Raw genomic sequence first — 25985 nt, forward strand, 5'->3', positions numbered from 1 at the left:
TTACCGATCGTTGCGCAGCGTCACCCAACGTCGGGCCTGACTGCGCAGCGTGAGGAGATGAGGAGGCTCAATGCGAGTTCGTAGGCTCGCCGCCTGGACCGCCCTCCCGCTCGCGGTGACCCTGGGCCTCGCGGCCTGCGGCAGCGGCGGCGGTAGCGGCTCCGGCAGCAGCGACCCCAACGCGGCGGTCAGCATCCAGATCGCGGAGCCGCAGCACCTGGTTCCGACCAACACCACCGAGACGTCGGGTGCGCAGGTGCTCGCCGGCCTGTTCAGCCCGCTCGTCGACTACGACGCGCAGAACAAGCCGTACGAGGTGGCAGCCCAGTCGGTGACGTCGTCGGACAACAAGGTCTGGACGATCAAGCTGAAGGACGGCTTCACCTTCCACAACGGTGAGAAGGTCACGTCCGAGGACTACATCAACGCGTGGAACTACGGCGCGTACGCCCCCAACGGCCAGGGCGGCAGCTTCTTCTTCGAGAAGATCGCCGGCTACCAGGACCTGCAGGGCGAGAAGCCGAAGGCCAAGACGATGTCCGGGCTGAAGAAGGTCGACGACTCCACCTTCACCGTGACGCTGTCCGAGCCGTACATCGACTTCAAGACGATGCTCGGCTACAACGCGTTCTACCCGCTGCCGGACGCCGCCTTCTCCGCCCCGGGCGTGCTGAAGGACTCGTACGAGCAGGCGCCGATCGGTCAGGGCCCCTTCAAGATGAAGGGCAACTGGCAGCACGACGCCAAGATCGAGGTCGAGCGGTACGACGCGTACCCGGGCGACAAGCCCAAGGTGAAGGGCGTCGAGTTCCGGGTCTACCAGCAGCTCACCGCGGCCTACGCGGACGTGCTGGCGGACAACCTGGACGTGCTGCCGACCCTCCCCACCGAGAACCTGAGCACCGCGCCGACCGACCTCGGTGACCGGTACCAGACCAGCCCGATGTCGTCGTTCCAGTTCCTGGCCTTCCCGACCTTCCAGAAGGAGTTCAGCAACCCGGACGTGCGCAAGGCCATCTCGATGGCGATCGACCGGGACGAGATCACCAAGTCGATCTTCAAGGGTTCGCAGCAGCCGGCCCGCTCGTTCGTCTCGCCGGTGCTGCCGGGCTACCGGGAGAACACCGCGGGCGCGGCCGGGGAGTTCAACCCGACCGAGGCCAAGAAGCTCTACCAGGCCGCCGGCGGCCCGTCGAAGATCATCATCTCCTACAACGGCGACGGTGGTCACAAGGACTGGGTCGACGCGACCGCCAACCAGCTGAAGGCCAACCTGGGTGTCGAGGTGGTGGGCTCGGCCGAGCCGAAGTTCGCCGACCTGCTGACCAAGGTCGAGAAGAAGCAGCCGGTCGGCATGTTCCGGCTGGGCTGGGTCATGGACTACCCGTCCATGGAGGACTACCTCGGCCCGGTGTACAGCACCAACGGCTCGTCGAACTACTACGGCTACAGCAACCCGCAGTTCGACAAGCTGGTCAAGGAGGGTTCCGCCGCCAAGACGCAGGACGAGGCGATCGCCAAGTACCAGCAGGCGGAGGACATCCTGGCCAAGGACATGCCGGTGATCCCGCTCCGCTTCGGCGAGAACGTGTACGGCCACTCGTCCAAGGTCAAGAACGTCGAGATGGACCTGTTCCAGCGGGTCAACCTCGTCAAGATCGAAGCGGCCAGCTGAGCTGACCATGGTGCGGGCCATCCGGGCGGCGACGCCCGGATGGCCCGGACCGCGCTAGCTGAGGCCGGGCGCACGCCCGGCGTCAGTGGTGCCGGCCTCCCCCGGGCCGGACGGACATTTCCGGTACGACCAGAGATGCCGTCCTGCGACCCTTTCGCATATTTCCGGAGAGACTGCTAAGCATGTTCCGCTACATCTTGCGGCGCCTACTGCAGATGGTCCTCGCATTCTTCGGGACCACCCTGATCGTCTACGCGCTGATGTTCGCCGGCCAGGGCGACCCCATCCAGGCCCTCGCGGGCGAGCGACCGGTGACGGCTGCCCAGCGGGCATACCTGACCGAGAAGTACCACCTGGACGCCACCGGCGTCGGTGGTTTCTTCTACCGCTACTTCGACTACGCCAAGAGCCTGCTCCAGGGCGACCTGGGCCAGTCGCTGACCGGTCGCCAGATCGGCGACATCCTCCAGGCGGCCTGGCCGGTGACCCTGAAGCTCGCGCTCATCGCGCTCGCCGTGGCGATCCTCGTCGGGGTCACCGCCGGGGTGATCGCCGGCATCCGGCGGGCCAGCATCTTCGACAACTCGACCCTGGTGCTGACCCTGCTGGTGCTGGGCATCCCGACCATCGTGCTGGCGCCGCTCGCGCAGTACTTCCTGGGCGTCAAGTGGCAGCTCTTCCCGCCCACCGCCGGCTCCGAGCCGACGTTCTACGCGCTGCTGCTGCCGGGGATCGTGCTCGGCTCGCTGTCGCTGGCCACCGCGCTGCGGCTGACCCGTACCTCGGTGGCGGAGAACCTGCGCTCGGACTACGTCCGGACCGCCCGTTCCAAGGGCCTGGTCAAGCGTCGGATCGTCAGCGTCCACGTGCTGCGTAACTCGCTTATCCCGGTGGTCACCTTCCTCGGTGTCGAGCTGGGCAACCTGATGAGCGGCGCGATCATCACCGAAGGCGTCTTCAACATCCCCGGTGTGGGCTTCAACCTCTTCCGCGGCATCCGCACCGAGGACGGCCCGCTGGTGGTGGGCATCGTCAGCGTGCTCGTCGTGGTCTACCTGGTCTCGAACCTGGTGGTGGACGTCCTGTACGCCGTACTCGACCCGAGGATCCGTTATGAGTGATTTTGAGACGGTGGCGGCGACCGAGAACCAGGCCGCCCGCCGGGGCCCCTCCGGCGAGCCCGGCGCACCCAACCAGATCGGCGTGGCGCACAAGCCGCGCAGCCTGGCCGGGGACGCCTGGCGCGACCTGCGCCGCAACCCGATCTTCTGGATCTCGCTGGCGCTGGTGGTCGTCTTCACCCTGATGGCGGCCCTGCCCGGCGTCTTCACCGCCAACGACCCGCGCGACTGCCTGCTCTCCCGGCAGCACGCCGGGCCGTCCGGTGGGGCCATTTTCGGGTACGACTTCCAGGGCTGCGACACGTACTCCCGAGCGGTCTACGGCACCCGCGCCTCGCTGTTGGTCGGCGCGCTCTCCGCGCTGGGCACCGGGCTCATCGCGCTGGTGGTGGGCATGCTGGCCGGCTACTTCGGCCGCTGGGTCGACGCCGTGCTCTCCCGCGTGATCGACGTGGTGCTCGGCATCCCGCTGCTGCTGGCCGCGATCGTGCTGCTCAAGCGCGTCAGCAGCGACAGCCCGACCGCCCGGATCTTCGCGGTGATCTTCGTGCTGGCCATCCTCGGCTGGACCACGGCCGCCCGCGTGGTGCGTTCCTCCGTGATCACCGCGAAGGAGCAGGACTACGTAGCCGCGGCCCGGATGCTCGGCGCCAACCACGGCCGGATCATGTGGCGGCACATCCTGCCCAACTCGCTGGCCCCGGCCATCGTGGTGCTGACCATCGCGCTCGGCTCGTTCATCGCCGCCGAGGCGACGCTCTCCTTCCTGGGCATCGGCCTCAAGGCGCCGACGATCTCGTGGGGTCAGGACATCGACACCGGCCGCATCCACATGCGGGAGTCGGCGACGCCGCTGATCGTCCCGTCGACCTTCCTCGCGCTCACCGTGCTGGCGTTCATCATGCTCGGCGACGCGATCCGTGACGCCTTCGACCCGAAGCTCCGGTGAGGACCTCATGACGCACTCCATCGTCCAACCCACACCGGCCTCCCCGACGCCCGAGGGCGGTCACCTGCTCGAGGTACGCGACCTGCACGTCGAGTTCCGCACCCACGAGGGCGTGGCCCGGGTGATCAACGGCGTCTCGTACCACCTGGACGCCGGCGAGACGCTGGCCGTGCTCGGCGAGTCCGGCTCGGGCAAGTCCGTCACCGCGCAGGCGATCATGGGCATCCTGGACACCCCGCCCGCGGTCATCCGCTCCGGCCAGATCCTCTACCAGGGTCAGGACCTGCTCACCCGCTCCGAGGAGCAGCGCCGGCAGGTCCGCGGCCAGGAGATCGCGATGATCTTCCAGGACGCGCTCTCCGCGCTGAACCCGGTCTTCCCGGTGGGCTGGCAGATCGGCGAGACGCTGCGCATGCGCGCCGGGATGTCGCGGGGCGACGCCCGCCGCCGAGCCATCGAGCTGATGGACCTGGTCAAGATCCCGGGCGCCGCGAAGCGCATCGGCGACTACCCGCACCAGTTCTCCGGCGGTATGCGGCAGCGCGTCATGATCGCCATGGCGCTCGCCCTGAACCCGAAGGTGCTGATCGCCGACGAGCCCACCACGGCGCTGGACGTCACCGTGCAGGCCCAGATCATGGACCTGCTGGCCGACCTGCGCCGGGACCTGAACATGGCGATGATCCTGATCACCCACGACCTCGGCGTGGTCGCCGGCGTCGCGGACCGGATCGCGGTCATGTACGCCGGCCGGATCGTCGAGCACGCCGACGTGCGCTCGCTGTACAAGGCGCCGGCGCACCCGTACACCAAGGGGTTGCTCGAGTCGATCCCGCGCATGGACGTCCGCGGCCAGCAACTGTCGACGATCAAGGGGTTGCCGCCGAACCTGATGCGGATCCCGTCCGGCTGTCCGTTCCACCCCCGGTGCCCGTACGTGCAGCAGGTCTGCGTGGACGTGGTGCCGCACGACCTGGTCCTCGGCGACGGCCGGACCAGCGCATGCCACTTCGCGCAGGAGGTTCGTGATGACAGCGCCCGCTAGCTCCACCAAGGTCCGCGGCGAGACCATCCTCTCCGTCGACAACGTGGTCAAGCACTTCCCGATCAGCCAGGGCGTGCTGTTCCAGCGGCAGGTCGGCGCGGTCAAGGCCGTCGACGGGGTCAGCTTCGAGCTGCGCCGGGGCGAGACCCTCGGCATCGTCGGCGAGTCCGGCTGCGGCAAGTCGACCCTCGCCCGGCTGCTCATGCGGCTGGAGACGCCCACCTCCGGGCGGGCGACCCTGGAGGGCAAGGACCTGTTCAAGTCCTCCGGTTCCGAGCTGCGCCGGCTGCGACGCAACATGCAGATGGTGATGCAGGACCCGTACACCTCGCTCAACCCGCGGATGACGGTCGGCGACATCATCGGCGAGCCGTTCGAGATCCACCCCGACGCGGCGCCGAAGGGCAGCAAGCAGAAGCGGGTGCGGGAGCTGCTGGACCTGGTGGGGCTCAACCCCGAGCACATCAACCGCTACCCGCACCAGTTCTCCGGCGGTCAGCGGCAGCGCATCGGCATCGCCCGGGCGCTGGCCCTGAATCCCGAGATCATCGTCTGCGACGAGCCCGTCTCCGCGCTGGACGTCTCCATCCAGGCTCAGGTGATCAACCTGCTGGAGCAGCTCCAGGACGAGCTCGGGCTGTCGTACATCTTCATCGCCCACGACCTGTCGGTGGTTCGGCACATCGCGGACCGGGTCGCGGTCATGTACCTCGGCCGGATCGTCGAGATCGGCACCGAGGACGAGATCTACGAGCGGGCCACCCACCCGTACACCCAGGCACTGCTCTCCGCCGTGCCGGTGCCGGACCCGGAGGCCCGCGACCAGCGCAACATGATCCGGCTGGTCGGGGACGTCCCGAGCCCGGCAGACCCGCCGTCGGGCTGCCACTTCCGGACCCGGTGCTGGAAGGCGCAGGACATCTGCGCCACCCAGGACCCGCCGGCCGTGCCGCGCGCCGCCGACCCGCACCCGTCGGCCTGCCACTTCGCCGAGCTGCGCCCCGCCGCCCCCACCCTCTGACCCACCCCGGGCCCCATCGGGCCCGCGCCGTCGATCATGAAGTTGTTGTCCCGACACGCCGAGGCGGCGGGCAACAACTTCATGATCGATGCAACGGGTGGCGCCGGAATCAGTGGAAGAAGTGGCGGGTGCCGGTGAGGTACATGGTCACGCCGGCCTCCTTGCAGGCGGCGATGACCTCCTCGTCACGGATCGAGCCGCCGGGCTGCACGATCGCGCGGACGCCGGCGTCGATGAGGATCTTCGGGCCGTCGGCGAACGGGAAGAACGCGTCCGAGGCGCAGACCGCCCCGCGGGCCCGCTCGGCGCCGGCCCGGTCGACCGCCAGGCGCGCCGAGTCCACCCGGTTGACCTGGCCCATGCCCACGCCGACGGTGGCACCGTCCCGGGCCAGCAGGATCGCGTTGCTCTTCACCGAGCGGACCGCGCGCCAGGCGAACGCCAGATCGCGCAGCAGTTCCTCGTCCGCCGCCTCGCCGGTCGCCAGCCGCCAGCTCGCCGGGTCGTCGCCGGGTGCGTCCACCCGGTCCGCGACCTGGGTCAGCACGCCACCGGTCACCGGCCGCAACTCCACCAACGCCGGCGTCCAGGCCGGCGCCCGCAGCAGCCGGATGTTCTTCTTGCCCCGCAGCACCTCCGCCGCGCCCTCGTCGAAACCGGGCGCGACCACCACCTCGGTGAAGATGTCGGCCACCTGCCGGGCCAGCTCGACCGAGACCGGCCGGTTGACCGCGATCACCCCGCCGTACGCCGACACCGGGTCGCAGGCGTGCGCCTTGCGGTGCGCCTCGGCCACGTCGGCGCCGACCGCGATGCCGCATGGGTTGGCGTGCTTGATGATCGCCACCGCCGGCTGGTCGGCGAAGTCGTTGGCGGCCTGCCAGGCGGCGTCCGCGTCGACGTAGTTGTTGTAGGACATCTCCTTGCCGTGCAGCTGCTCGGCCTGGGCCAGCCCGGCCGGGGCGTCCGGGTCGGTGTAGAGCGCGGCCGGCTGGTGCGGGTTCTCGCCGTAGCGCAGCACGGTCGACTTGCGCAGCGCCAACCCGGCGAACTGCGGCCACCAGTCGTCGGCCGGCGCCAGCTCCTGAGCGCACCACCGGGCGACGGCCACGTCGTACTCGGCGATGTCGGCGAACGCCCGGGCGGCCAGCGCGCGACGCTGGGCGAGGGTGAACCCGCCCTCGTCGAGGGCGGCCAGCAGCGCCGGGTAGCCGGCCGGGTCGGTGAGCACGGCGACCGAGGCGTGGTTCTTGGCCGCGGCCCGGACCATCGCCGGACCGCCGATGTCGATCTGCTCCACGCACTCCTCGACGCCGGCGCCGGAGGCGACGGTGGCCTGGAACGGGTAGAGGTTGGAGACCAGCAGGTCGAACGCGGCCACGCCCAGCTCGTCGAGCTGCGCGACGTGGGTGTCCTTGCGCAGGTCGGCGAGGAGGCCGGCGTGCACCTTCGGGTGCAGCGTCTTCACGCGGCCGTCGAGCACCTCGGGGAAGCCGGTCACCGTCTCCACCGGCGTCACCGGCACGCCCGCGCCGGCGATGGTGGCCGCCGTGCTGCCGGTGGACACGATCTCCACGCCGGCCGCGTGCAGGGCCTGGGCCAGCTCGACCAGCCCGGTCTTGTCGTAGACGCTGACCAGCGCCCGCCTGATCGGGCGGCGCTCGTCCTGAGTGGAACTCACGGAACCGTGACCTTCCTTCCGGTGATGGTCCAGCCTTCGCGGACCAGGCGGCCGACCTGCTCGACGAGCTGGCGCCGCTCGGCTTCCTTGATGCGCTCGGTGAGCGTCTCGACGTCGTCGTCGTCCAGCACCGGCACCGCGACCTGGGCCACGATCGGGCCGGTGTCCATGCCGGCGTCGACGAAGAAGAGGGTGGCCCCGGTGAGCTTCACGCCGTAGGCGAGCGCGTCACGCGGACCGTGGATGCCGGGAAACGCCGGCAGCAGCGTGTTGTGGGTGTTCAGGTAGCGGTCGCCGAAGGCGGCCAGGAAGTGCGGGCCGACCAGCTTCAGGAACCCGGCGGAGATGACCAGGTCGGGCTGGTGCTTCGCGACGTGCGCGGTGAGCGCCCGGTCCCACTCCTCCCGGGTCTCGTGGTCTCCGACCCGCTCGACGAAGGTCGGTACCCCGGCCGCCGCGGCCCGGTCCAGGCCCGCGATGCCGTCGCGGTCCGCGCCCACCGCGACCACCCGGGCGCCGTACGCGGGGTCGGCGGCCGCGTCGAGCAGGGCCTGAAGGTTGCTCCCGGAGCCGGAGACGAGGACGACGATGCGGGCGACGGACGCGGGCTCGGTCACCGGGCCACCCTATCGGGCAGGTCAGGACGTCCATCGTCTGGGCGGCGCGCCGTTTCTCGACAGCCGGACGGGCATCGACCCGGTACGCTGCCGGTCGCTCGGGCTCGGCACCGTCCGGCCCGCACCCCGGTCAATGAACCGGCACGCCAGTCGTGTCGTTGGAATGAGGAGCACCCCCATGCAGCCCGGTTACCACCCCCAGCAGCCGCCGCAGATCAACAACAACATGACGATGTCCATCGTGGCCATCTTCCTCTTCTGGCCGTTGGCCATTCCGGCCATCATCAACGCCTCGAAGGTCAACCCGCTGCTGCAGCAGGGCGACTACGCGGGCGCCCAGGCGGCCGCCACCGAGTCGCGGAAGTGGTCGAAGTGGGCACTGATCATCGGTATCGCGTGGTATGTCATCGTGCTGCTGTGCTGCGCGTTGGGCGGTCTGGGCGCGATCATGAGTGACAGCAGCAGCAGCTAACTGACGGAACCAGTCCAAGGAGCCTTCTCGCATGCAGCCCGGTAACCCCGGTCAGGACCCGTACGGCCAGCAGCCCAATCAGGACCCGACCGCCCCGCAGCCGCCGCACGACCCGTACGCCCCGCCGCCGGCCGCCCCGTACGGCCAGCAGCCCACCTCCGGCCAGCCGTACGGCCAGCCGCAGGACCCGTACGCGGCCCCGCAGAACCCGTACGGCCAGCAGCCCACCTCGGGTCAGCCGTACGGCCAGCAGCAGCCGTACCAGGATCCGTACGGCCAGCAGCAGCAGCCGTACGGCGGTGCGCCGACGTACCCGAACGCCGGCTACCCGCAGCAGCAGGGGCAGAACAACACGCTCGGCCTGGTGTCGATGATCCTCGGCATCGCGTCGATCCCGCTGGTCTGCTGCTTCTTCCTGGGCATCCCGGTCGGCATCGCCGCGGTGGTCACCGGTTGGCTGGGCCGGCAGAAGGCCGCCCAGGGGCAGGCCAGCAACGCCGGTCAGGCCAAGGCCGGCCTGATCTGCGGCGCAGTCGCCGTCGTGCTGGGCATCCTGCTGATCATCCTCAACATCGCCGCGAACGTCAGCCTGCCGACCGAGCCCTGACGCCAAGCGATCGACGGGGCGTTCCGGATCCTTCCGGGGCGCCCCGCGTCGTGTCCGGTCCGCACGGCGTCGTGTCCGCCGCTCCGGCGCGGATCGGTCCCGAGGGCCGGCGGGCTACGCGGGGGCCCGGGTGAGTACCCGGGTCGCGGCGGCGCCCAGCAGCGCCCCGGCCGCGACGACGGCGGTCGTCACCAGCCCCACCTGCCAGGCCACCGGCCCGACCTCGGCCAGCCGGCCACCGCCGAGCGGCCCGCCGGAGATCGCGGCCGCCGCGCCGAGCAGCACCCCGGCCACCGGGCCGGCCGCCGCCGCCGAGGCGAGCAGCAGACCCCAGCGCGGCACCGCGCGCTCCTGGGCGGCGAGCCGGACCAGCCGACGGGTGAGCAGCCAGCCGGCGACCATCCCGACCAGCACCGGGATGGCGAGCAGCCCGGCGCCGAGGCCGTCCATCGGGCCGCGCGGCAGGCCGGCGAGCAACGGTACGGCCGGCAGCGCGCCGACCGAGACCTCGCTGGTGCGTACCGCGGTGTCGGTGCCGACGGCGAACCCGGGCCCGAGCAGGTAGCTGGTCGACCAGATCGCGGCGTTCGGCGCGTAGGCGAGGCTGACCAGGGTGATCCCGGCCTGCCCGGCCACCCCGGTGCGGTACGCCCCGATCATGTCGGCCGCGTCCCCACCCCCGGTCGCGACCGCGAGGCCCGCCGCGCCGGCGCCCGCGCCGAGCAGCAGCAGCCCGGCCACCAGGCCGGTGTGCACGCCGTCGCGCAGGGCCGGCGGGATCCGGGTGGCGAGCAGCTCCGTGACGGCGGTGATCCGGGCGGCGCCGACCAGCGCGCCGAGCGCACCGACCACGGCGCACGTCGCCGCCGCCCGCAGCGGGGACACGTCCGCGCCACCGGTGCCGACCAGCAGCGCGGCGAACGCGCCGAGCAGCGCGTACCCGACACCGACCGCGCCGGCGGCGGTCAGCGCCCGGCGCGGTGACCGGGTGCCGCGGGCGCCGATCGCGCGGCTGACGTGCACGCCGGCGCGGGTCAGTCGCCAGAGCGCGAGCACGGTGAGCGCCAGCGGGACGAGCCCGAACGGGCCGGCCTCGGTGCGCAGCGGGACTCCGTGCCCGAGCAGCCAGCCGGCCAGCGCGGTGCGCAGGGTGCCGGTCAGCGTGGCAGGGCCTTCGCCGAGCTGGACCAGGCCGAGCACCACGGCGACCGGCAGGTACGAGGTGAGCGCCGCCCAGCCGGCGGCCACCCCGGCGGCGACGGCCAGCGGTGCCCGCCCGCGCGGCGACCCACCGTCGCGGGGGGCGGGCACCCGCCGTCGCGGCGCGGCGCGGTCGACCGGCCGTTCGTCGGCGCTGAGACCGCCGGAACGGCTGGGATGGTCAGGGGTGACGGGGGACATCCGCTCTACTCTGGCATGCCGCGCGGGCAGCGGCAGTCCGATAACCCCGGGGAACTGCGGCGAGTTCGCCGATCCCCGGTCCGGGCGGCCCGGTCCGGTCTAGCCTCGGCCCAGGAGACGACCGTCGCCACCGCCGGCGTCGGGACCGGGGTCGCGGCCCGGGCCGGCCCGCCGCCGCCCACCATCGCCCGGAGGAAGCCGTGAGCACTCCGTACCCGCCGCCGTATCCGGCGCCCCCGCCACCACCACGGGTGGGCGCGGACCGCACCACGCTCTGGGGTGTGCTGGGCATCGTGCTCGGTCTGATCTGCTGCGGCGTGCTGGGCATCATCTTCGGATACCTGTCCATCCGCGACGCCCGGCGCAACGGCAGGTCGCCGGTGCTCGGCTACCTGGCCGTCGCCTTCGGGGTGATCAACATCATCGGTGGCGCCATCCTCAACGCCACCGGCAACTACCCGTTCTGGAACAACGACTGATCCGGACGGAGCGTCAGCCACCGCCGGTACCGCAGGCCGGGCGCCCACCGACCATCCCGTCGCTGACGAGGGTGGAACGCCCGCGGCCGGGCGCACCAGGCGCGCGCTTCTCCCGCTCGAAGGCCGGCAGGGCGGGCGTGGTCGGCGTGGAGCCGTTCCAGCCTCAGCACGGCCGACAGCCCACGGAGTGGGCCGCGTACGCACGAGGGGGTCGACCAGTTCGGTCGACCCCCTCGGGTGAGCTTCGCTCAGCGCGCGGACATGATCTCCCGCATCAGCTTGGCGGTCTCGGTCGGCGTCTTGCCGACCTTGACCCCGACCGCCTCCAGCGCCGCCTGCTTCGCCTCGGCCGTGCCGGCCGAGCCGGAGATGATCGCACCGGCGTGACCCATGGTCTTGCCGGGCGGCGCGGTGAAGCCGGCGATGTAGCCGACCACCGGCTTGGTGACGTTGGCCTTGATGAACTCGGCGGCCCGCTCCTCGGCGTCGCCGCCGATCTCGCCGATCATCACGATGGCGTCGGTCTCCGGGTCGGCCTCGAACGCCTTGAGGGCGTCGATGTGGGTGGTGCCGATGATCGGGTCACCACCGATGCCGACGCAGGTCGAGAAGCCGATGTCGCGCAGCTCGTACATCATCTGGTAGGTCAGCGTGCCGCTCTTGCTGACCAGGCCGATCCGGCCGGAGCCGGTGATGTCGGCCGGGATGATGCCGGCGTTGGAGGCGCCCGGCGAGGCGATGCCCGGGCAGTTGGGCCCGATGATCCGGGTGCGCTCGCCCTGCGCCAGGTTGTACGCCCAGAACGCGGCGGTGTCGTGCACCGGCACGCCCTCGGTGATCACCACGGCCAGCGGGATCGCGGCGTCGATCGCCTCGACCACGGCGCCCTTGGTGAACTGCGGCGGCACGAAGATGACCGTGACGTCGGCCCCGGTCTCCTTCATGGCGTCCGCGACGGAGGCGAAGACCGGCAGCTCGGTGCCGTCGAAGTCGACCTTCTGACCCGCCTTGCGCGGGTTGACGCCGCCCACCACGTTGGTGCCGGCGGCCAGCATCCGCCGGGTGTGCTTGGAACCCTCGGAGCCGGTCATCCCCTGAACGATGACCTTCGAGTCCTTGGTCAGCCAGATAGCCATGATCAGACCCCCGCAGCCGCCAGCTCGGCGGCCCGCTCGGCCGCACCGTCCATCGTGTCCACCCGCTGCACGAGCGGGTTGTTCGCGCCGTCCAGGATCGCCCGGCCGGCCTCGGCGTTGTTGCCGTCGAGCCGGACGACGAGCGGCTTGGTGACCCGCTCGCCGCGCTGCTCCAGCAGGGCCAGCGCCTGGATGATGCCGTTGGCGACCTCGTCGCAGGCGGTGATGCCGCCGAAGACGTTGACGAACACGCTCTTCACCGCCGGGTCGGAGAGCACGATCTCCAGCCCGTTGGCCATCACCGCGGCGCTCGCGCCGCCGCCGATGTCGAGGAAGTTGGCCGGCTTGACGTTGCCGTGCCGCTCACCGGCGTACGCGACCACGTCGAGGGTCGACATGACCAGACCCGCGCCGTTGCCGATGATGCCGACCTCGCCGTCGAGCTTGACGTAGTTGAGGTCCTTGGCCTTGGCGGCCTGCTCCAGCGGGTCCACCGCGGCCTGGTCGACCAGCGCCTCGTGGTCCGGGTGCCGGAACGCGGCGTTCTCGTCCAGAGTGATCTTGGCGTCGAGCAGCAGCAGCCGCCCGTCCCCGTTCTTGGCGAGGGGGTTCACCTCGACCAGGGTGGCGTCCTCGGCGACGAACGCCCGCCACAGGCCGACGGCCACCTCGACCACCTGGTCGGCAACCTCGGCCGGGAAGCCGGCGGCGGTGACGATCTCCCGCGCCTTGGCCTCGTCGACACCGGTGTTCGCGTCGATCGGGGCTTTGACCACCCGCTCCGGGGTCTCGGCGGCGACCTGCTCGATGTCCATACCGCCGGCGACGCTGGCGATGCAGAGGAAGGTGCGGTTCGCCCGGTCGAGCAGGTACGAGAAGTAGTACTCCTCGGCCACGTCCGCGGTCACCGTGATCATGACCTTGTGGACGGTGTGACCCTTGATGTCCATGCCGAGGATGTCGGTGGCCCGGGCCACCGTCTCCTCCGCGCCCTCGGCCAGCTTGACGCCGCCGGCCTTACCGCGGCCACCGACCTTCACCTGCGCCTTGACGACCACCCGACCGCCGAGGCGTTCGGCGATCGCGCGGGCCTCCTCCGGGGTAGTGGCGACGCCGCCGGCCAGCACGGGCAAGCCGTGCCGCTCGAACAGGTCCCGCCCCTGGTACTCGTACAGGTCCACGATTGCGCGTCCCGTCCCGTCTCCGCGGCGCGCCGTCGCGCCGCCACCAGCGTTCGAAAACAGTTTGACGCCTGTCATCACTCGAAACAGGCCATTGGCGGCAGCCTAGCGAGGTGGGCACCGCCGGCAACCGAGCGGGTGCGCGGTGTGCGGTAATGCACAACCGGGCGCCGGAGGGGGCCGGTTGCCACCGCGACACGTGGGTGTCAGCCGTCCGGGCGATGTTGTCGGGGCTGCGTAACCCGCCCGCCGGGGCGTCGTTGAGTCAGGTGTCGGAGCGCTGATGCAGCGCGAAGACGGGAGACGGCCGATGCCCTGTCGGTCGAGGGGTGGCGGCGGGGCATCGTGCATAGAGGGGCCGGACGTGTGAGGGGTGCGTCCGGCCCCTCCCCCGTGCCCGCAGACCCGTCCGACGACCCGTCCGGCCGTGCCTCAGCCGACCGGCTGCGCGACGTTCTGCCGGACCCACTCGACGATCGACTGCGTGGTGGCGCCCGGCGTGAAGATCTTGGCGACGCCCAGCTTCTGCAGCTCGGGGATGTCCGCCTCGGGGATGATGCCGCCGCCGAAGACGACGATGTCCCGCGCGTCCCGCTCGCCGAGCAGTTCCAGCACCCGCCGGAAGAGCGTCATGTGCGCGCCGGAGAGCACGGAGAGGCCGACCGCGTCGGCGTCCTCCTGGATGGCGGTCTCCACGATCTGCTCCGGCGTCTGGTGCAGGCCGGTGTAGACGACCTCCATGCCGGCGTCACGCAGGGCGCGCGCGACCACCTTGGCGCCCCGGTCGTGGCCGTCCAGGCCTGGCTTGGCGACGACGACCCGAATACGAGAGCTCATCAACGCACACCTTTCACCGGCTTTACGGCCTTCACCTGAACGAACGGTAACCCGGCGGGCCGGGGCCGGGAAATCCGGGCCGGGAACCCGGGACGGGTGGACCGCCGCGGAGGTGACCGCCGAAGGACGTGGAGCGGGCGGGGGTGGGCCGCGCCGTCAAGCCGGACGACTCCGCCACTTCGGTCACGCTCGGCGACGAACGGACAGTAACGAGGGCACCGAACGACGCCACGATGCGTGACAATCTTGGACGCAAAAGGACAGATCGACACGCCAATTCGGCGGTCTGGCTTGTGACTCGCCTGGTGGTTGGCTAACGTGTCCACGGTTGTCATCAGGTCCATGGACGGGTGACGACGCGGCCAGCGGACGTTCACCGGAGCTTCACGAACGTGCACCGGCCGCTTCGGAACCCCGACAACGGAGGGTGTGCGTGCGCCAGCGCCTGTCGTCTGAGCCCGATAGATATCGCGGTCGCCGCCGCGTACCCACCCCGCCGCGTAGCCGTTACGCCGCCGTCGTCACCACCGCGTTCGTCGGAGCCGGTGTCGTCGCGCTCGGCGCGGGCGCCCTGCCGGACGCCAAGAGTGTCAGCCCGACGGTGCTCGACGAGCTCAAGCAGGCCTCGATCACCAGCCAGGACGTGGCGGCCCGCGCCGACACCGCCGATCGCGCCTCCCGCGACAGCCGGGGCAAGGACGCGGCCGAGCCCGAGGTCTGGCTGCTGCCGCTGCAGGGCTACGACTTCAACTCCCCGTACGGGATGCGCTGGGGCAAGCTGCACACCGGCGTCGACCTGGTCTCCGCCGAGGGCACGCCGTACGTGGCGATCCACGACGGTCTGGTCACCAAGGCCGGCTGGTTCGGCGGCTACGGCTACGCGGTGATCGTCCAGCACGCCGACGGCAGCGAGGCCATCTACGGGCACTCCTCCGCCGTGAGCGTCAAGGAAGGCCAGCAGGTCAAGGCGGGCGACCAGCTCGGCCTGGTGGGCAACACCGGCCACTCCTACGGTGCGCACCTGCACCTGGAGATCCATGTCAAGGGCCAGCCGATCGACCCGGTGCCGTTCCTCCAGGACCGCGGAGTGGACATCAAGCTGCAAGTCGAGGCAATCTACAGCGAGGTAGCCGCGTCCTGACGCTGCGCATCGCCCGTTGACCGCCCGGATCGGCCGATCCGGGCGGTTTTTCGTGGCCGGGATCGGGCGAATGTAACCCGGGCCACAGCGAAGACTGTGACCGGCGACACGGCGAGCCAGGATCGCTTTCGGGACGGAACGTCACAGGAACGGTCATATCCGGGCAGGGAGCGGCCGGCGCCGGGGCGGCGCGCTCGGTCCCCCTACCCGGCTCGGCTCGGGCCGACACCAGTATTTCGAGGTCAAGTGCCCCTCGACTGTGAAGGTCCGCCGTGCAGGAAGACAGCCCCATCCAGAACGAGAACACCCCCGACACCACCGTCCTCCCGCGACCGAACACCCGCCGGCGTACCCGTGGGGTGGTGATCGGCGCGGCCGCCCTGGTCGCCCTCGGGCTGACCGGCGTCGCCGTGGCCACCACCGGTTCGGACCAGCCGGCACCGGCCGCCGTCTCCCTCGACGCGCAGACCCGCGCCCAGGCCGCCAGCCGCGCGGACCGCTCCGCCCGCGAGACCACCGCGCCGGCCACCCCCGCGGCGAGCGCCTCCCCGAGCCCGTCGAAGGCCAGCCCGACCCCCGCCCCGACGAAGACGGCCACCGCGAAGCCGAAGCCCAGGAAGACCACCAGGCCCACCCCGGCCTGGGTCGACCCGATGCCGGGCGCCGCCGTCACCTCCTGCTACGGGCAGCGCTGGGGCACCCTGCACGCCGGCATCGACCTCGCGCTGCCGTCCGGCACCCCGATCCACGCCGCGGCGGCGGGCACCGTCGTCCAGGCCGGTGACGCCGCCGACGGGTACGGCAACTCGGTCTTCGTCGACCACGGCAACGGCTACCTGACGCACTACGCCCACCAGAGCCGCATCGCGGTCACGGTGGGGCAGAAGGTCAAGGCCGGCCAGGTGATCGGCTACGAGGGCGCCACCGGCGACGCCACCGGCCCGCACCTGCACTTCGAGGTGCACCAGGGCATGTGGAACCAGATCGACCCGGCGCCGTTCATGCGGGCCCACGGCGTCGACCTGGGCTGCTGAACCGACCGCGTACCAGGAAAGAGTGGCCTCGGCAGCACCGGAGGCCACTCTTTCCGTCGGTCCCGTTCCTCGCCCGGCGCGAGGGCGTCAGAGCTTGTCGATCGGGGCGTGTCGCAGCACCAGCCACATCGTCTGGTCACCGAAGTCGATCTGCGCGCGAGCGCCCGGGCCGTGCCCCTCGACGGCGACCACCCGGCCCAACCCGTAGCGCTGGTGGTTGACCCGGTCCCCGGCCGCCACCTTCGGCCCCTGCGGCAGCTCGCTGGCCGTGGTGAGCCGGCTGCCGTCCACCCCCAGCCGCTGGGCGAGCTGCGCCGCCTTCGGCGTGCCCCCGGTGAAGCCGCCGCGCCCGCCGGGCACGCGGTCCGCGCGCCCACCGACGCCGCCGCCCCCGCCGGCCCACGAGGTGTACGAGCCTTCGGTGCGCTCCCAGTGCACCAGCTCCGTCGGCAGCTCCTCCAGGAACCGCGACGGCGGGTTGTAGGCCGGCTGCCCCCAGGCCGAGCGGGTGACCGCCCGGGAGAGGTAGAGCCGCTGCCGGGCCCGGGTGATGCCGACGTACGCCAGCCGGCGCTCCTCCTCCAGCTCCCGGGTGTCACCCAGGGAGCGCAGGTGCGGGAAGACGCCGTCCTCCAGCCCGGTCAGGAAGACCACCGGGAACTCCAGCCCCTTGGCGGTGTGCAGGGTCATCAGGGTGACCACGCCCTGGTGCTCGGGGTCGTCGCTGGGGATCTGGTCGGCGTCGGCGACCAGCGCCACCTGCTCCAGGAACCCGGCCAGGGTGGCCCGCTCCCCGTCGGCGCCCAGCGCCTCGATCCGCTCGGTGTACTCCCGGGCGACGCTGACCAGCTCCTGGAGGTTGTCCACCCGGCCGGCGTCCTGCGGGTCGAGGCTCTCCTCCAGCTCGGTCAGGTAGCCCGAACGGGTCAGCAGCGCCTCCAGCACCTCCTCCGGGGTGCTCGTCTCGGCCAGTTCCCGGGCGCCGTCGAGCAGCGCGACGAAGTCGGCGATGCCGTTGGCGGCCCGCGTCGAGATGCCCGGGGCCTCCCTGGCCCGGCGCAGCGCCGCGCCGAAGGAGATCCGATCCCGACTGGAGAGCGCCTCGACGCACGCCTCGGCCCGGTCACCGATGCCGCGGCGCGGGGTGTTCAGCACCCGGCGCAGGCTCACCGTGTCGTCGTCGTTGACCACCGACCGCAGGTACGCGAGCGCGTCGCGGACCTCCTTGCGTTCGTAGAAGCGCACCCCGCCGACGACCTTGTAGGGCAGCCCGACCCGGATGAAGACCTCTTCGAAGACACGGGACTGGGCGTTGGTGCGGTAGAAGACGGCGACGTCACCGGGACGGGTCTCGTCGGCGTCGACCAGCCGGTCGATCTCCCGGGCCACCCAGTCCGCCTCGGCGTGCTCGGTGTCGGCCACGTAGCCGACGATCTGCTCACCGGCGCCGGCGTCGCTCCACAGCCGCTTGGGCTTGCGGGAGGTGTTGCGGTCGATCACCGCGTTCGCCGCGTTGAGGATCGTCTGGGTGGAGCGGTAGTTCTGCTCCAGCAGGATCGTCCGGGCGTCGGTGTAGTCGCGCTCGAACTCCAGGATGTTGCGGATCGTCGCGCCCCGGAACGCGTAGATCGACTGGTCGGCGTCGCCGACCACGCACAGCTCCGCCGGCTCCACCCCCTCGGTGCCCGAGACCAGCTCCTTGATCAGGATGTACTGGGCGTGGTTGGTGTCCTGGTATTCGTCGACCAGCACGTGCCGGAACCGCCGGCGGTAGCTCTCCGCGACGTGCGGGTGGGACTGGAGCAGGTGCACCGTCGTCATGATCAGGTCGTCGAAGTCCAGCGCGTGCGCCTCGCGCAGCCGGCGCTGGTAGAGCGTGTACGCCTCGGCCAGCGCCCGCTCGTTGGGGCCCTTGGCCCGCTCGGCGAACTGCTCCGGGTCGACCAGCTCGTTCTTCAGGTTGGAGACCTGCGCGGCCAGCCCGCGCGCCGGGTAGCGCTTGGGGTCGAGATCCAGCTCGCGGGCGACCAGCTGCATCAGCCGGCGTGAGTCGTCCGCGTCGTAGATCGAGAACGTCGACTTCAGGCCGGCGTGCTCGTGCTCGGCGCGCAGGATCCGGACGCAGGCGGAGTGGAACGTCGACACCCACATCAAACGGGCCCGCGGGCCGACCAGCGCGGCCACCCGCTCCTTCATCTCGCCGGCGGCCTTGTTGGTGAAGGTGATCGCGATGATCTCGCCGGGGTGCACCTCCCGCGCGGCCAGCAGGTAGGCGATCCGGTGGGTGAGCACCCGGGTCTTGCCGGAGCCGGCCCCGGCCACGATGAGCAGCGGTGAGCCGGCGTGGGTGACGGCGTCGCGCTGCGGCCCGTTCAGCCCTTCGAGGAGCTGCTGCGGATCGAGGCGCACGGCGGCCGACCCGGGCCGGTGCGGACGGGCCGGCGCGGACTCCGGCGCGGACTCCGGCGCGGGCGGGGAGGCGGGGATGTCGAAGAGAGGATGCATCGCACGGCGAGTCTATGCCGCCCGCCGGACACTTCCCGACGGCGCACGCCCAGCGACCGCGCGCCCCGGAGGGCCGGGTGATCGCCGGGCCCGGCGCCTCCGGCGGGTGCCGTCGCGGCGAACCGCTTGCGCGCCCGGTGTCGGCGTGGGCATACTCAACGGCGTGTTCGGTCAGCGCTACTACTTTTACTACGGCACCGGGAGTCCGGCAGCCGTAGGTCGCGCCTGATCGATCAGACCTGCGAAAAGCCCCGGGCTCCTGGAGTCCGGGGCTTTTTTCGTCCCGGGATCCGGGCACCGGGCACCACAGTGCGAGGGGTACCCGATGATGACAGACGTGGCGGAGCAGAGCGGCAGCCTGGCCCGGTCGGGCGCGGAGCGGCCGACGACGAACGGCACCGGACCGGACGATGGGTCGCCGGGTGCGACGCCACCGGTCGGCAGCGGCGGTCCGCAGCAGGCGCCGCAGGCCGGTTCGGGCGGTTCGGCGGTCGAGGCCGGTGGGCCGGTCGAGGCCAGGACCGGCACCGCGGAGCCGACCGCGGCGGCCCGGATCGTGCACATCAGGGAACGGATCGACGAGATCGACCACGCGCTGATCACGCTCTGGCAGGAACGGGCCGCGCTCTCCCAGGAGGTGGGGGCGACCCGGATGGCCTCCGGCGGCACCCGGCTGGTGCTCTCCCGGGAGCGGGAGATCCTGGAGCGCTTCCGGGCGGCGCTCGGCGCCGACGGCACCCAGCTGGCGCTGCTACTGCTACGGGCCGGCCGCGGCCCGCTGTGACGGCCGCACGTCCGCTGGTCGTCGCAGCCGGATCATCCGGGCGTGGCACGCGGCCGATGGCGCGGCGTCGCCACGCCCCGGGACATACGGAAAACCGCCTGCCGGCGTCCGAAGACGTCGGCAGGCGGTTCCGGTGGATCACACCTCGTGGGTGGCGACGATCTCGCGCTTCTCCGCGAAGTGGCAGGCGCTCGGGTGGTCCGAGTCGCGCCGGATCTCCAGCAGCGGCACCTGCTCGGCGCAGACGTCCTGCGCCTTCCAGCAGCGGGTCCGGAACCGGCAGCCCGAGGGCGGGCTGACCGGCGACGGCACGTCACCCGTGAGCCGGATGATCGTCTTGTTGTGCCGCTGCGTCGGGTCCGGCACCGGCACCGCCGACAGCAGCGCCTGGGTGTACGGGTGCGTCGGCCGCTCGTAGATCTCGTCCTCGGTGCCGATCTCGACGATCTTGCCGAGGTACATGACGGCGACCCGGTCCGACAGGTGGCGGACCACCGACAGGTCGTGCGCGATGAACACGTACGACAGGCCGAACTCGCCCTGCAGCTGCTCCAGCAGGTTCATCACCTGGGCCTGGATGGAGACGTCCAGGGCCGACACCGGCTCGTCACAGACGATGACCTCGGGCCGCAGGGCGAGCGCCCGGGCGATGCCGATGCGCTGGCGCTGGCCGCCGGAGAACTGGTGGGGGTACCGGTTGATGTGCTCCGGGTTCAACCCGACCAGGTCGAGCAGCTCCTTGACCTTGCCCCGGCGGCTGCCCTTCGGCGCCACCTCCGGGTGGATCTCGAACGGCTCACCGATGAGGTCACCGACCGTCATCCGCGGGTTCAGCGAGGTGTACGGGTCCTGCATGACCAGCTGGATCTGCCGGCGGAGCCGACGCAGCGCGCCCCCGGAGAGCTTGGAGATGTCCTGGCCCTTGTAGAGCACGCTGCCGGCGGTCGGCTTCTCCAGGTTCATCAGCACCCGGGCGAGCGTCGACTTGCCGCAGCCGGACTCGCCGACCACGCCGAGCGTCTCACCGGCGCGCAGGCCGAACGAGACCCCGTCGACCGCCTTGACCTGACCGACGGTCTTCTTGAACACCACACCCTGGGTGACGGGGTAGTGCTTGACCAGGTCATTGACCTCGATGATGTTCTCAGACACGGTTCACCAGCTCCTCGGCGAAGTGGCAGGCGCTGGCCCGGGCGTTGCCGACCTGCAGCAGCGGCGGAACCTTCTCCCGGCAGACCGGCTGAGCCATGGGGCAGCGCGGGTTGAACGGGCAGCCCGGCGGGATGTTCATCAGGTTCGGCGGGAGGCCCTTGATCGTCCGGAGCTGCTGCCCCTTCTCGTCCATCCGCGGGATCGAGTCGATCAGACCCATCGTGTACGGGTGCGCCGGCTTGGCGTACAGGTCGTACACGTCGGCTTCCTCGACGATCCGGCCCGCGTACATGACCGCGATCCGGTCCGCGACGTCGGCGACCACGCCGAGGTCGTGGGTGATCAGGATCATGCCCATCTGCCGCTCACGCTGCAGCTCGCCGAGCAGGTCCATGATCTGGGCCTGCACCGTCACGTCGAGCGCGGTGGTCGGCTCGTCGGCGATCAGCACCTCCGGGTCGAGCGCCAGCGACATCGCGATCATCGCGCGCTGCCGCATACCGCCGGAGAACTGGTGCGGGTAGTTGCTGAACCGGCCCTTGGCGTTCGGAATCTTGACCTGGTCGAGCATCTCGATCGCACGCTTCTTGGCGTCCGATCGGCTCATGCCGCGACGGATCCGGAACTGCTCGGCGATCTGGAACCCGACGGTGAAGACCGGGTTCAGGGCGGAGAGCGCGTCCTGGAAGATCATCGCGATGCCCTCGCCGCGGATGCGGCGACGGTCCTCGTTGGACATGCGCAGCATGTCCCTGCCGTGGAAGCGGACCTGCCCGCCGGTCACGTGACCGGGCGGGGTGTCGAGGATGCCCATGATGGTCTGCGCCGTGACGCTCTTGCCGGAGCCGGACTCGCCGAGCACGGCGAGGGTCTCCCCCGCGTCGACGTGGTACGTGACCCCGTTGATGACCTTTGCGACGCCGTCCCGGGTGCGGAACTCCACCCGCAGGTCGTCGACCTCGAGCAGCCGGCCGGAGGGACGTCCGGACCCGCCGGGTCCCGGCGCGGACTGCTCGGACACGAGAATGTCGGACAACTGGATCTCCCCTAGCGGAGTTTCGGATCGAGGGCCTCGCGGACCGCCTCACCGAGCATCACGAAGCTCAGCACGGCAGTGACGAGGAACGCGGCGGGGAAGAACACCAGACCCGGGGCGACCCGGATGAACTGCTGCCCGTCGCTGATCATGATGCCCCAGGAGACCACGGGCGACCGCAGGCCGACGCCCAGGAACGACAGCGTCGCCTCGGCACCGATGAACGAACCGACCATGATCGTGCCGTAGACCAGCAGCGGGGCCAGGCAGTTCGGCAGCAGGTGCTTGAGGATGATCCGGCCGTTGCCGGCACCCAGCGCACGGGCCGCCACGATGTAGTCGGCCTCCTTGGTGGCCAGCACCGAGGAGCGCATCAGCCGCATCACGACCGGCCAGCTCAGCACGATCAGGGAGACGGTCACCAGGCCCATGATCTGCGCCTTGCTGTTGCTGCTGCCCGAGCCGTTGAACGTGGTCAGGATGACGATCGCGCCGAGCACGAAGGGCAGCCCGAAGAACACGTCGGCGATCCGGCTGAGCAGACCGTCCACCCAGCCACCGCGGTAGCCGGCGATGATGCCCATGGCACCACCGACCAGCAGGGTGCCGAGCACGGAGAGCACGGCGACCACGATGGAGGCACGGGCACCGTAGATGACCCGGGCGTAGACGTCACGGCCCTGCTGGTCGAAGCCGAACCAGCCGTTGCCGGACGGCTTCTCCAGGCTGCGCGACAGCGCGCCGTTGACCGCGTCACCCGGGGCGAACAGCGACGGGAAGGCGGCCATCAGCAGGAAGATGACGATCAGCGTGGCCGAGATCCAGAACAGCGGCTTGCGGCGCAGGTCGCGCCAGGCGTCGCCGAGCAGACCGCGGGGCTTCTCCTTGCGGGCGTTCTCGGGCAGCCCCGCGTTGGTGGGGGCACCGATCTCGTTCGGCGCCTCGGCGCGGGGAGTGCTGACGATCGATGCGGCACTTGGGTCACTCATAGCGGATCCTCGGGTCCAGGGCGGCGTAGAGCAGGTCAACCAGCAGGTTCATCACGAGATAGACCAGCACCAGGACGACCACGATGCCTACCACGGTAGCGCTCTCTTTGGTGACGATCGCGCGGAAGACCTGGCGGCCGATTCCGTTGATGCCGAAGATGCCCTCGGTGACGATCGCGCCGCCCATCAGGGCACCGAGGTCGGTGCCGAGCAGGGTGACCACGGGGATCAGCGAGTTGCGCAGCAGGTGCACACCCACCACCCGCCGCATGGGCAGGCCCTTGGCGATGGCGGTCCGTACGTAGTCCGCGCGGCGGTTCTCCGCGATGCTCGTGCGGGCAACCCGGGCGATGTACGCCACCGACGCGCTACCGAGCACGAAGCCCGGCACGATCAGCTCGGAGAACCGCATCTCGGAGGAGACGGTCGGCTTGATGATGCCCCACTGCACGCCCAGCAGCCACTGGAGCACGAAGCCGATGACGAAGACCGGCAGCGCGATCAGGAAGAGCGAGGAGACCAGGACCAGGTTGTCCAGGAAGCCGTTGCGCCGCAGACCGCTCAGGACACCGGCGGTCAGACCGATCACGGCCTCGATGGCCAGCGCCACGACGGCAAGCTTCAGGGTGTTCGGGTACGCCGTGGCGATGATGTCGCTGATCTCGCGCTGCGAGAACGTCTGGCCGAAGTCGCCCTGGAGCAGGTTCTTCATGTAGTTGGCGTACTGCACGAAGATGTTCTGGTCGAGGTGGTACTTCTCGGTCATGAACGCGATGTACTGGTCCGGGCAGCGCCGCTCACCGCACTTGCCGGCGAACGGATCGCCCGGGACGGCCCAGACGAGCGTGTAGATCATGAAGGTCGTACCGATGAACACCGGCACGAGTTGGAGCAGCCGTCTCAACAGATAACGGCCCATGGGGTGGTCCTCCAGACAGGGGGCGCGTCGGACGGCCGACACGGTGGTGACAACGTGGCGAGGTGATGTTGTAACACCCACTCGCGGAACGGCCCCGGGCCGGGCTCACCTTGTGTGGCGAGCCCGACCCGGGGTCAGACCGTTCGGATCAGAGCTCGACCGAGGTGATGTCGAGCTCGCCGACGTTGTTCAGTTCGAGCTTCTTGATCTTCTCCGAGTGGCCGGACTGCTGACCGTAGAAGTAGACCGGGATGGTCGGGACGTCCTGGTCGACGATCTCAACCACCTTGGCGAACTGCTCGTGCGAGGCCTCCAGGCTCGGGGCGGCGCTGGCAGCCTTGGCGGCAGCGTCGACCTGAGGGTTGCTGTAGAGGCCGTCGTTGGAGGAGCCACCCTTGACGTAGAGCGGGTTGACCCAGTTCTCCACGTCCGGGTAGTCCTGCTGCCAGGCAGCGCGGTACGGGCCGTTCATCTTGTGGGCGTTGATGTTCTGGCGGAAGACCGCGAAGGTCGGGACGCCCTCGGCCCGGGCGTTGATGCCCAGGTTGGTCTTGACCTGCTGCGCAACGGCGTCCATCCAGTCCTTGTGGCTGGAGTCGGCGTTGTAGTAGAAGACCATCTCGCCCTGGAAGCCACCGGCCTCGGCCAGGAGCTTCTTGGCCTCCTGCGCGTTGAACGCGCACGCGGTGCAGTTGCCCGGCTTGGCGCCCGGGGTCAGCGGGTTCGCCCAGCTGTCGGCCGGCTTGCGGGTACCGAAGAAGATTTTGTCCGAGATCTCCTGCCGGTTGATCGACATCGACACGGCGCGGCGCAGCTTGGCGTTCTGGAAGCGCTTGTCGTAGATCGGGAACCCGATGAACGCGGTCGACGGGGTGGTCGTGTTCATGCCCCGGTCGCCGAGGTCGGTCTTCCACTTGTCACCGGCGAGCGCCGAGGTGGGGACCGTCTCCATGAAGTCCAGGTTGTTCGCGATCAGGTCGCTGTACGCGGCGTTCTCGTCCTGGTACAGCTTGACGTCGACGTCCTTGATCTTCATCTTGTCGCGAAGGTTGTAGTCGTCGAAGCGCGTCAGCTTGATGAGGACGTTGTCCTCCCACGACACGAACTTCACCGGGCCGTTGCCGATCGGCTTCTTGCCGAACTCCTCGGGCTTCTGGGTGAAGAACGCGTCCGGCAGCGGCATGAAGGCGCTGTAGCCGAGCTTGGTCGGGAAGACCGCGGTCGGCGCCGAGAGGGTGACCTCGAAGGTCTGCTCGTCGATGACCTTCAGGCCGGACATCTTGTCCTTGGCCGGCTTCTGGGCCTTCTGCGGGCCCTCGCCGTCCGGGTCCTCGGTGTAGGTCTCCGAGAAGCCCTGGATGTCGGCGAAGAAGGAGCCGTTCTGCGCGCCGTTCGGCGAGTAGGCAGCCCAGTTCCAGGCGTCGACGAAGTTCTTCGACTTCACCTCGGTACCGTCGTGGAACTTGGTACCCTTCTTGATCTTGATGGTGAAGACCTTGGAGTCCTTGGTTTCGATGGACTCGGCCAGCGCGTTGCGCGGCGCCCCACCGTCGTTCGGGTACTCGACCAGGCCGGTGAACAGCCAGTCGATGACCTTGCCGCCACCGGTCTCCGTGGTGTTCGACGGGACCAGCGGGTTCTCCGGCTGAACGCCGTGGATGACGATAGAACCGTCCTTGCTGGCGGCGGCGTCGCCGTCGCCACTGTCGCCGCTCGAGCAACCGCTCGCGACCAGCGCGGCGGCCGCGCTGAGCGCGATGGCGCTCGTCGCCCGCTTCGAGACTCTCATTCCGAGGGGCCTCCTCTTTCTAAAACTGGTTCCGTCGTGGGTTTCACGCACGTCTGGGGTGACACCGCCCGACCACCCCGTGGAGCGGGTGGTCAGCACCGCGGGGAAGTCGGGACACCCCTGATGTACCGATCCGCCGGGCTCCTCACCCCGGAGCCCGGCACGGCGCAGGCGTCACGGCCACGAACCGCCGCCCGAGAGCGGAGGCCGTGGTCGCAGGCCGTACGGAGTGCCACACACCGAGGGTGAGGTGCTGCCACTGTGACACTCACTGGCCGCTTCCGTGAAGGTGCCGTTATCAAGCCGTTAGTTGCCTGCCACGTTGCCGATACTTGAAAAATGATCATAAAGGGGTTGGCTCGTGCCGCTCTGAGCAGGAAAGACACGGTCCAGCCGTACCTCGCGGCTTCACCT

The 25985-nt window shown here is 70.3% G+C and carries 22 protein-coding genes and 1 pseudogene; 11 read left to right on the top strand and 12 right to left on the bottom strand.

The window, feature by feature from the left end; genetic code table 11:
* Positions 1-70: 70 nt before the first annotated feature.
* The 5 genes from ACFOW4_RS09275 to ACFOW4_RS09295 all read left to right on the top strand — a co-directional run bounded on the left by ACFOW4_RS09275 (position 71) and on the right by ACFOW4_RS09295 (position 5811).
* A complete protein-coding gene (locus ACFOW4_RS09275; protein ID WP_377526292.1) occupies positions 71-1675 on the top strand; it encodes an ABC transporter substrate-binding protein in 1605 nt (534 codons plus the stop codon).
* A gap of 182 nt (positions 1676-1857) precedes the next feature.
* Entirely contained in the window at positions 1858-2796 is a 939-nt protein-coding gene (locus ACFOW4_RS09280; protein WP_377526293.1) for an ABC transporter permease, read from the top strand.
* On the top strand, positions 2789-3745 hold the full coding sequence (locus tag ACFOW4_RS09285; protein WP_377526296.1) for an ABC transporter permease: 957 nt from the start codon (positions 2789-2791) through the stop codon (positions 3743-3745). The genes ACFOW4_RS09280 and ACFOW4_RS09285 overlap by 8 nt, the downstream gene beginning before the upstream one ends.
* Before the next feature lie 7 nt (positions 3746-3752).
* The gene (locus ACFOW4_RS09290; RefSeq protein ID WP_377526298.1) at positions 3753-4790 is read left to right on the top strand and encodes an ABC transporter ATP-binding protein; all 1038 of its coding nucleotides are present in this window, start codon (positions 3753-3755) and stop codon (positions 4788-4790) included.
* A complete protein-coding gene (locus ACFOW4_RS09295; protein ID WP_377526301.1) occupies positions 4774-5811 on the top strand; it encodes an ABC transporter ATP-binding protein in 1038 nt (345 codons plus the stop codon). Before ACFOW4_RS09290 ends, ACFOW4_RS09295 begins: the two co-directional genes overlap by 17 nt.
* Positions 5812-5920: 109 nt before the next feature.
* Here ACFOW4_RS09295 and purH read toward each other — a convergent pair whose 3' ends face one another.
* Both purH and purN read right to left on the bottom strand, forming a co-directional pair.
* Positions 5921-7492 carry a bifunctional phosphoribosylaminoimidazolecarboxamide formyltransferase/IMP cyclohydrolase gene (gene purH / locus ACFOW4_RS09300; RefSeq protein ID WP_377526303.1) on the bottom strand — a complete coding sequence of 524 codons (1572 nt, stop codon included), beginning with the start codon at positions 7490-7492 and terminating at the stop codon, positions 5921-5923.
* On the bottom strand, positions 7489-8109 hold the full coding sequence (gene purN, locus ACFOW4_RS09305; protein WP_377526306.1) for a phosphoribosylglycinamide formyltransferase: 621 nt from the start codon (positions 8107-8109) through the stop codon (positions 7489-7491). Before purN ends, purH begins: the two co-directional genes overlap by 4 nt.
* Positions 8110-8287: 178 nt before the next feature.
* On the opposite strand from purN, the gene ACFOW4_RS09310 reads away from it, so the two are divergent.
* Both ACFOW4_RS09310 and ACFOW4_RS09315 read left to right on the top strand, forming a co-directional pair.
* Positions 8288-8581 carry a CD225/dispanin family protein gene (locus ACFOW4_RS09310; RefSeq protein WP_377526307.1) on the top strand — a complete coding sequence of 98 codons (294 nt, stop codon included), beginning with the start codon at positions 8288-8290 and terminating at the stop codon, positions 8579-8581.
* 31 nt (positions 8582-8612) lie between these two features.
* Complete coding sequence (locus ACFOW4_RS09315; protein WP_377526309.1) at positions 8613-9188, top strand: DUF4190 domain-containing protein; 576 nt, start codon at positions 8613-8615, stop codon at positions 9186-9188.
* 114 nt (positions 9189-9302) lie between these two features.
* Here ACFOW4_RS09315 and ACFOW4_RS09320 read toward each other — a convergent pair whose 3' ends face one another.
* On the bottom strand, positions 9303-10589 hold the full coding sequence (locus ACFOW4_RS09320) for a DUF6350 family protein (protein WP_377526310.1): 1287 nt from the start codon (positions 10587-10589) through the stop codon (positions 9303-9305).
* Positions 10590-10789: 200 nt separating this feature from the next.
* Here ACFOW4_RS09320 and ACFOW4_RS09325 point away from each other — a divergent pair, with 200 nt between their 5' ends.
* Complete coding sequence (locus tag ACFOW4_RS09325) at positions 10790-11068, top strand: DUF4190 domain-containing protein (RefSeq protein ID WP_377526311.1); 279 nt, start codon at positions 10790-10792, stop codon at positions 11066-11068.
* A 248-nt stretch (positions 11069-11316) separates the two neighbouring features.
* Here the strand turns inward: ACFOW4_RS09325 and sucD are convergent, their stop codons facing one another.
* The 3 genes from sucD to ACFOW4_RS09340 form a co-directional block, all read right to left on the bottom strand.
* Entirely contained in the window at positions 11317-12204 is an 888-nt protein-coding gene (gene sucD / locus ACFOW4_RS09330) for a succinate--CoA ligase subunit alpha (protein ID WP_377526313.1), read from the bottom strand.
* A 2-nt stretch (positions 12205-12206) separates the two neighbouring features.
* Positions 12207-13385, bottom strand: coding sequence for an ADP-forming succinate--CoA ligase subunit beta (gene sucC, locus ACFOW4_RS09335; RefSeq protein ID WP_377526314.1), 1179 nt, complete (start codon positions 13383-13385; stop codon positions 12207-12209).
* Positions 13386-13817: 432 nt separating this feature from the next.
* Positions 13818-14222, bottom strand: a complete 405-nt coding sequence (locus tag ACFOW4_RS09340; RefSeq protein ID WP_377526316.1) for a cobalamin B12-binding domain-containing protein — start codon at positions 14220-14222, stop codon at positions 13818-13820.
* A gap of 433 nt (positions 14223-14655) precedes the next feature.
* Between ACFOW4_RS09340 and ACFOW4_RS09345 the strand changes: the two genes are divergently transcribed.
* Positions 14656-15363 carry a M23 family metallopeptidase gene (locus ACFOW4_RS09345; protein ID WP_377526317.1) on the top strand — a complete coding sequence of 236 codons (708 nt, stop codon included), beginning with the start codon at positions 14656-14658 and terminating at the stop codon, positions 15361-15363.
* Positions 15364-15635: 272 nt separating this feature from the next.
* Positions 15636-16397: a M23 family metallopeptidase gene (locus tag ACFOW4_RS09350; RefSeq protein ID WP_377526319.1), complete on the top strand. Its 762-nt coding sequence runs from the start codon at positions 15636-15638 to the stop codon at positions 16395-16397.
* Between the two features lie 87 nt (positions 16398-16484).
* Here the strand turns inward: ACFOW4_RS09350 and pcrA are convergent, their stop codons facing one another.
* Positions 16485-18902, bottom strand: a complete 2418-nt coding sequence (gene pcrA, locus ACFOW4_RS09355; protein WP_377526320.1) for a DNA helicase PcrA — start codon at positions 18900-18902, stop codon at positions 16485-16487.
* 520 nt (positions 18903-19422) lie between these two features.
* Between pcrA and ACFOW4_RS09360 the strand changes: the two are divergent.
* A pseudogene (locus ACFOW4_RS09360) lies at positions 19423-19686 on the top strand (chorismate mutase); the annotation flags it as partial.
* 138 nt (positions 19687-19824) lie between these two features.
* Here the strand turns inward: ACFOW4_RS09360 and ACFOW4_RS09365 are convergent.
* From ACFOW4_RS09365 to ACFOW4_RS09385, 5 genes are all read right to left on the bottom strand, one after another.
* The gene (locus ACFOW4_RS09365; protein ID WP_377526322.1) at positions 19825-20838 is read right to left on the bottom strand and encodes an ABC transporter ATP-binding protein; all 1014 of its coding nucleotides are present in this window, start codon (positions 20836-20838) and stop codon (positions 19825-19827) included.
* Positions 20831-21859 carry an ABC transporter ATP-binding protein gene (locus tag ACFOW4_RS09370; protein WP_377526558.1) on the bottom strand — a complete coding sequence of 343 codons (1029 nt, stop codon included), beginning with the start codon at positions 21857-21859 and terminating at the stop codon, positions 20831-20833. The genes ACFOW4_RS09365 and ACFOW4_RS09370 overlap by 8 nt, the downstream gene beginning before the upstream one ends.
* A 26-nt stretch (positions 21860-21885) precedes the next feature.
* Complete coding sequence (locus tag ACFOW4_RS09375) at positions 21886-22863, bottom strand: ABC transporter permease (RefSeq protein WP_377526323.1); 978 nt, start codon at positions 22861-22863, stop codon at positions 21886-21888.
* Entirely contained in the window at positions 22856-23782 is a 927-nt protein-coding gene (locus tag ACFOW4_RS09380; RefSeq protein ID WP_377526325.1) for an ABC transporter permease, read from the bottom strand. The genes ACFOW4_RS09375 and ACFOW4_RS09380 overlap by 8 nt, the downstream gene beginning before the upstream one ends.
* A 148-nt stretch (positions 23783-23930) precedes the next feature.
* Positions 23931-25571, bottom strand: a complete 1641-nt coding sequence (locus ACFOW4_RS09385) for an ABC transporter substrate-binding protein (protein ID WP_377526326.1) — start codon at positions 25569-25571, stop codon at positions 23931-23933.
* Positions 25572-25985: the final 414 nt, after the last annotated feature.

Origin of the sequence: Micromonospora sp. GCM10011542 (assembly GCF_042650685.1) — a bacterium.
Classification (GTDB): Bacteria; Actinomycetota; Actinomycetes; order Mycobacteriales; family Micromonosporaceae; genus Micromonospora.

What these genes read in the sequence shown, in the direction of transcription:
- ACFOW4_RS09275 (WP_377526292.1), top strand. Translation starts at nt 71, where the DNA reads ATGCGAGTTCGTAGGCTCGCCGCCTGGACCGCCCTCCCGCTCGCGGTG.
- ACFOW4_RS09280 (WP_377526293.1), top strand. Translation starts at nt 1,858, where the DNA reads ATGTTCCGCTACATCTTGCGGCGCCTACTGCAGATGGTCCTCGCATTC.
- ACFOW4_RS09285 (WP_377526296.1), top strand. Translation starts at nt 2,789, where the DNA reads ATGAGTGATTTTGAGACGGTGGCGGCGACCGAGAACCAGGCCGCCCGC.
- ACFOW4_RS09290 (WP_377526298.1), top strand. Translation starts at nt 3,753, where the DNA reads ATGACGCACTCCATCGTCCAACCCACACCGGCCTCCCCGACGCCCGAG.
- ACFOW4_RS09295 (WP_377526301.1), top strand. Translation starts at nt 4,774, where the DNA reads ATGACAGCGCCCGCTAGCTCCACCAAGGTCCGCGGCGAGACCATCCTC.
- ACFOW4_RS09310 (WP_377526307.1), top strand. Translation starts at nt 8,288, where the DNA reads ATGCAGCCCGGTTACCACCCCCAGCAGCCGCCGCAGATCAACAACAAC.
- ACFOW4_RS09315 (WP_377526309.1), top strand. Translation starts at nt 8,613, where the DNA reads ATGCAGCCCGGTAACCCCGGTCAGGACCCGTACGGCCAGCAGCCCAAT.
- ACFOW4_RS09320 (WP_377526310.1), bottom strand. Translation starts at nt 10,589, where the DNA reads ATGTCCCCCGTCACCCCTGACCATCCCAGCCGTTCCGGCGGTCTCAGC.
- sucD (WP_377526313.1), bottom strand. Translation starts at nt 12,204, where the DNA reads ATGGCTATCTGGCTGACCAAGGACTCGAAGGTCATCGTTCAGGGGATG.
- ACFOW4_RS09340 (WP_377526316.1), bottom strand. Translation starts at nt 14,222, where the DNA reads ATGAGCTCTCGTATTCGGGTCGTCGTCGCCAAGCCAGGCCTGGACGGC.
- pcrA (WP_377526320.1), bottom strand. Translation starts at nt 18,902, where the DNA reads ATGCATCCTCTCTTCGACATCCCCGCCTCCCCGCCCGCGCCGGAGTCC.
- ACFOW4_RS09375 (WP_377526323.1), bottom strand. Translation starts at nt 22,863, where the DNA reads ATGAGTGACCCAAGTGCCGCATCGATCGTCAGCACTCCCCGCGCCGAG.
- ACFOW4_RS09380 (WP_377526325.1), bottom strand. Translation starts at nt 23,782, where the DNA reads ATGGGCCGTTATCTGTTGAGACGGCTGCTCCAACTCGTGCCGGTGTTC.
- ACFOW4_RS09385 (WP_377526326.1), bottom strand. Translation starts at nt 25,571, where the DNA reads ATGAGAGTCTCGAAGCGGGCGACGAGCGCCATCGCGCTCAGCGCGGCC.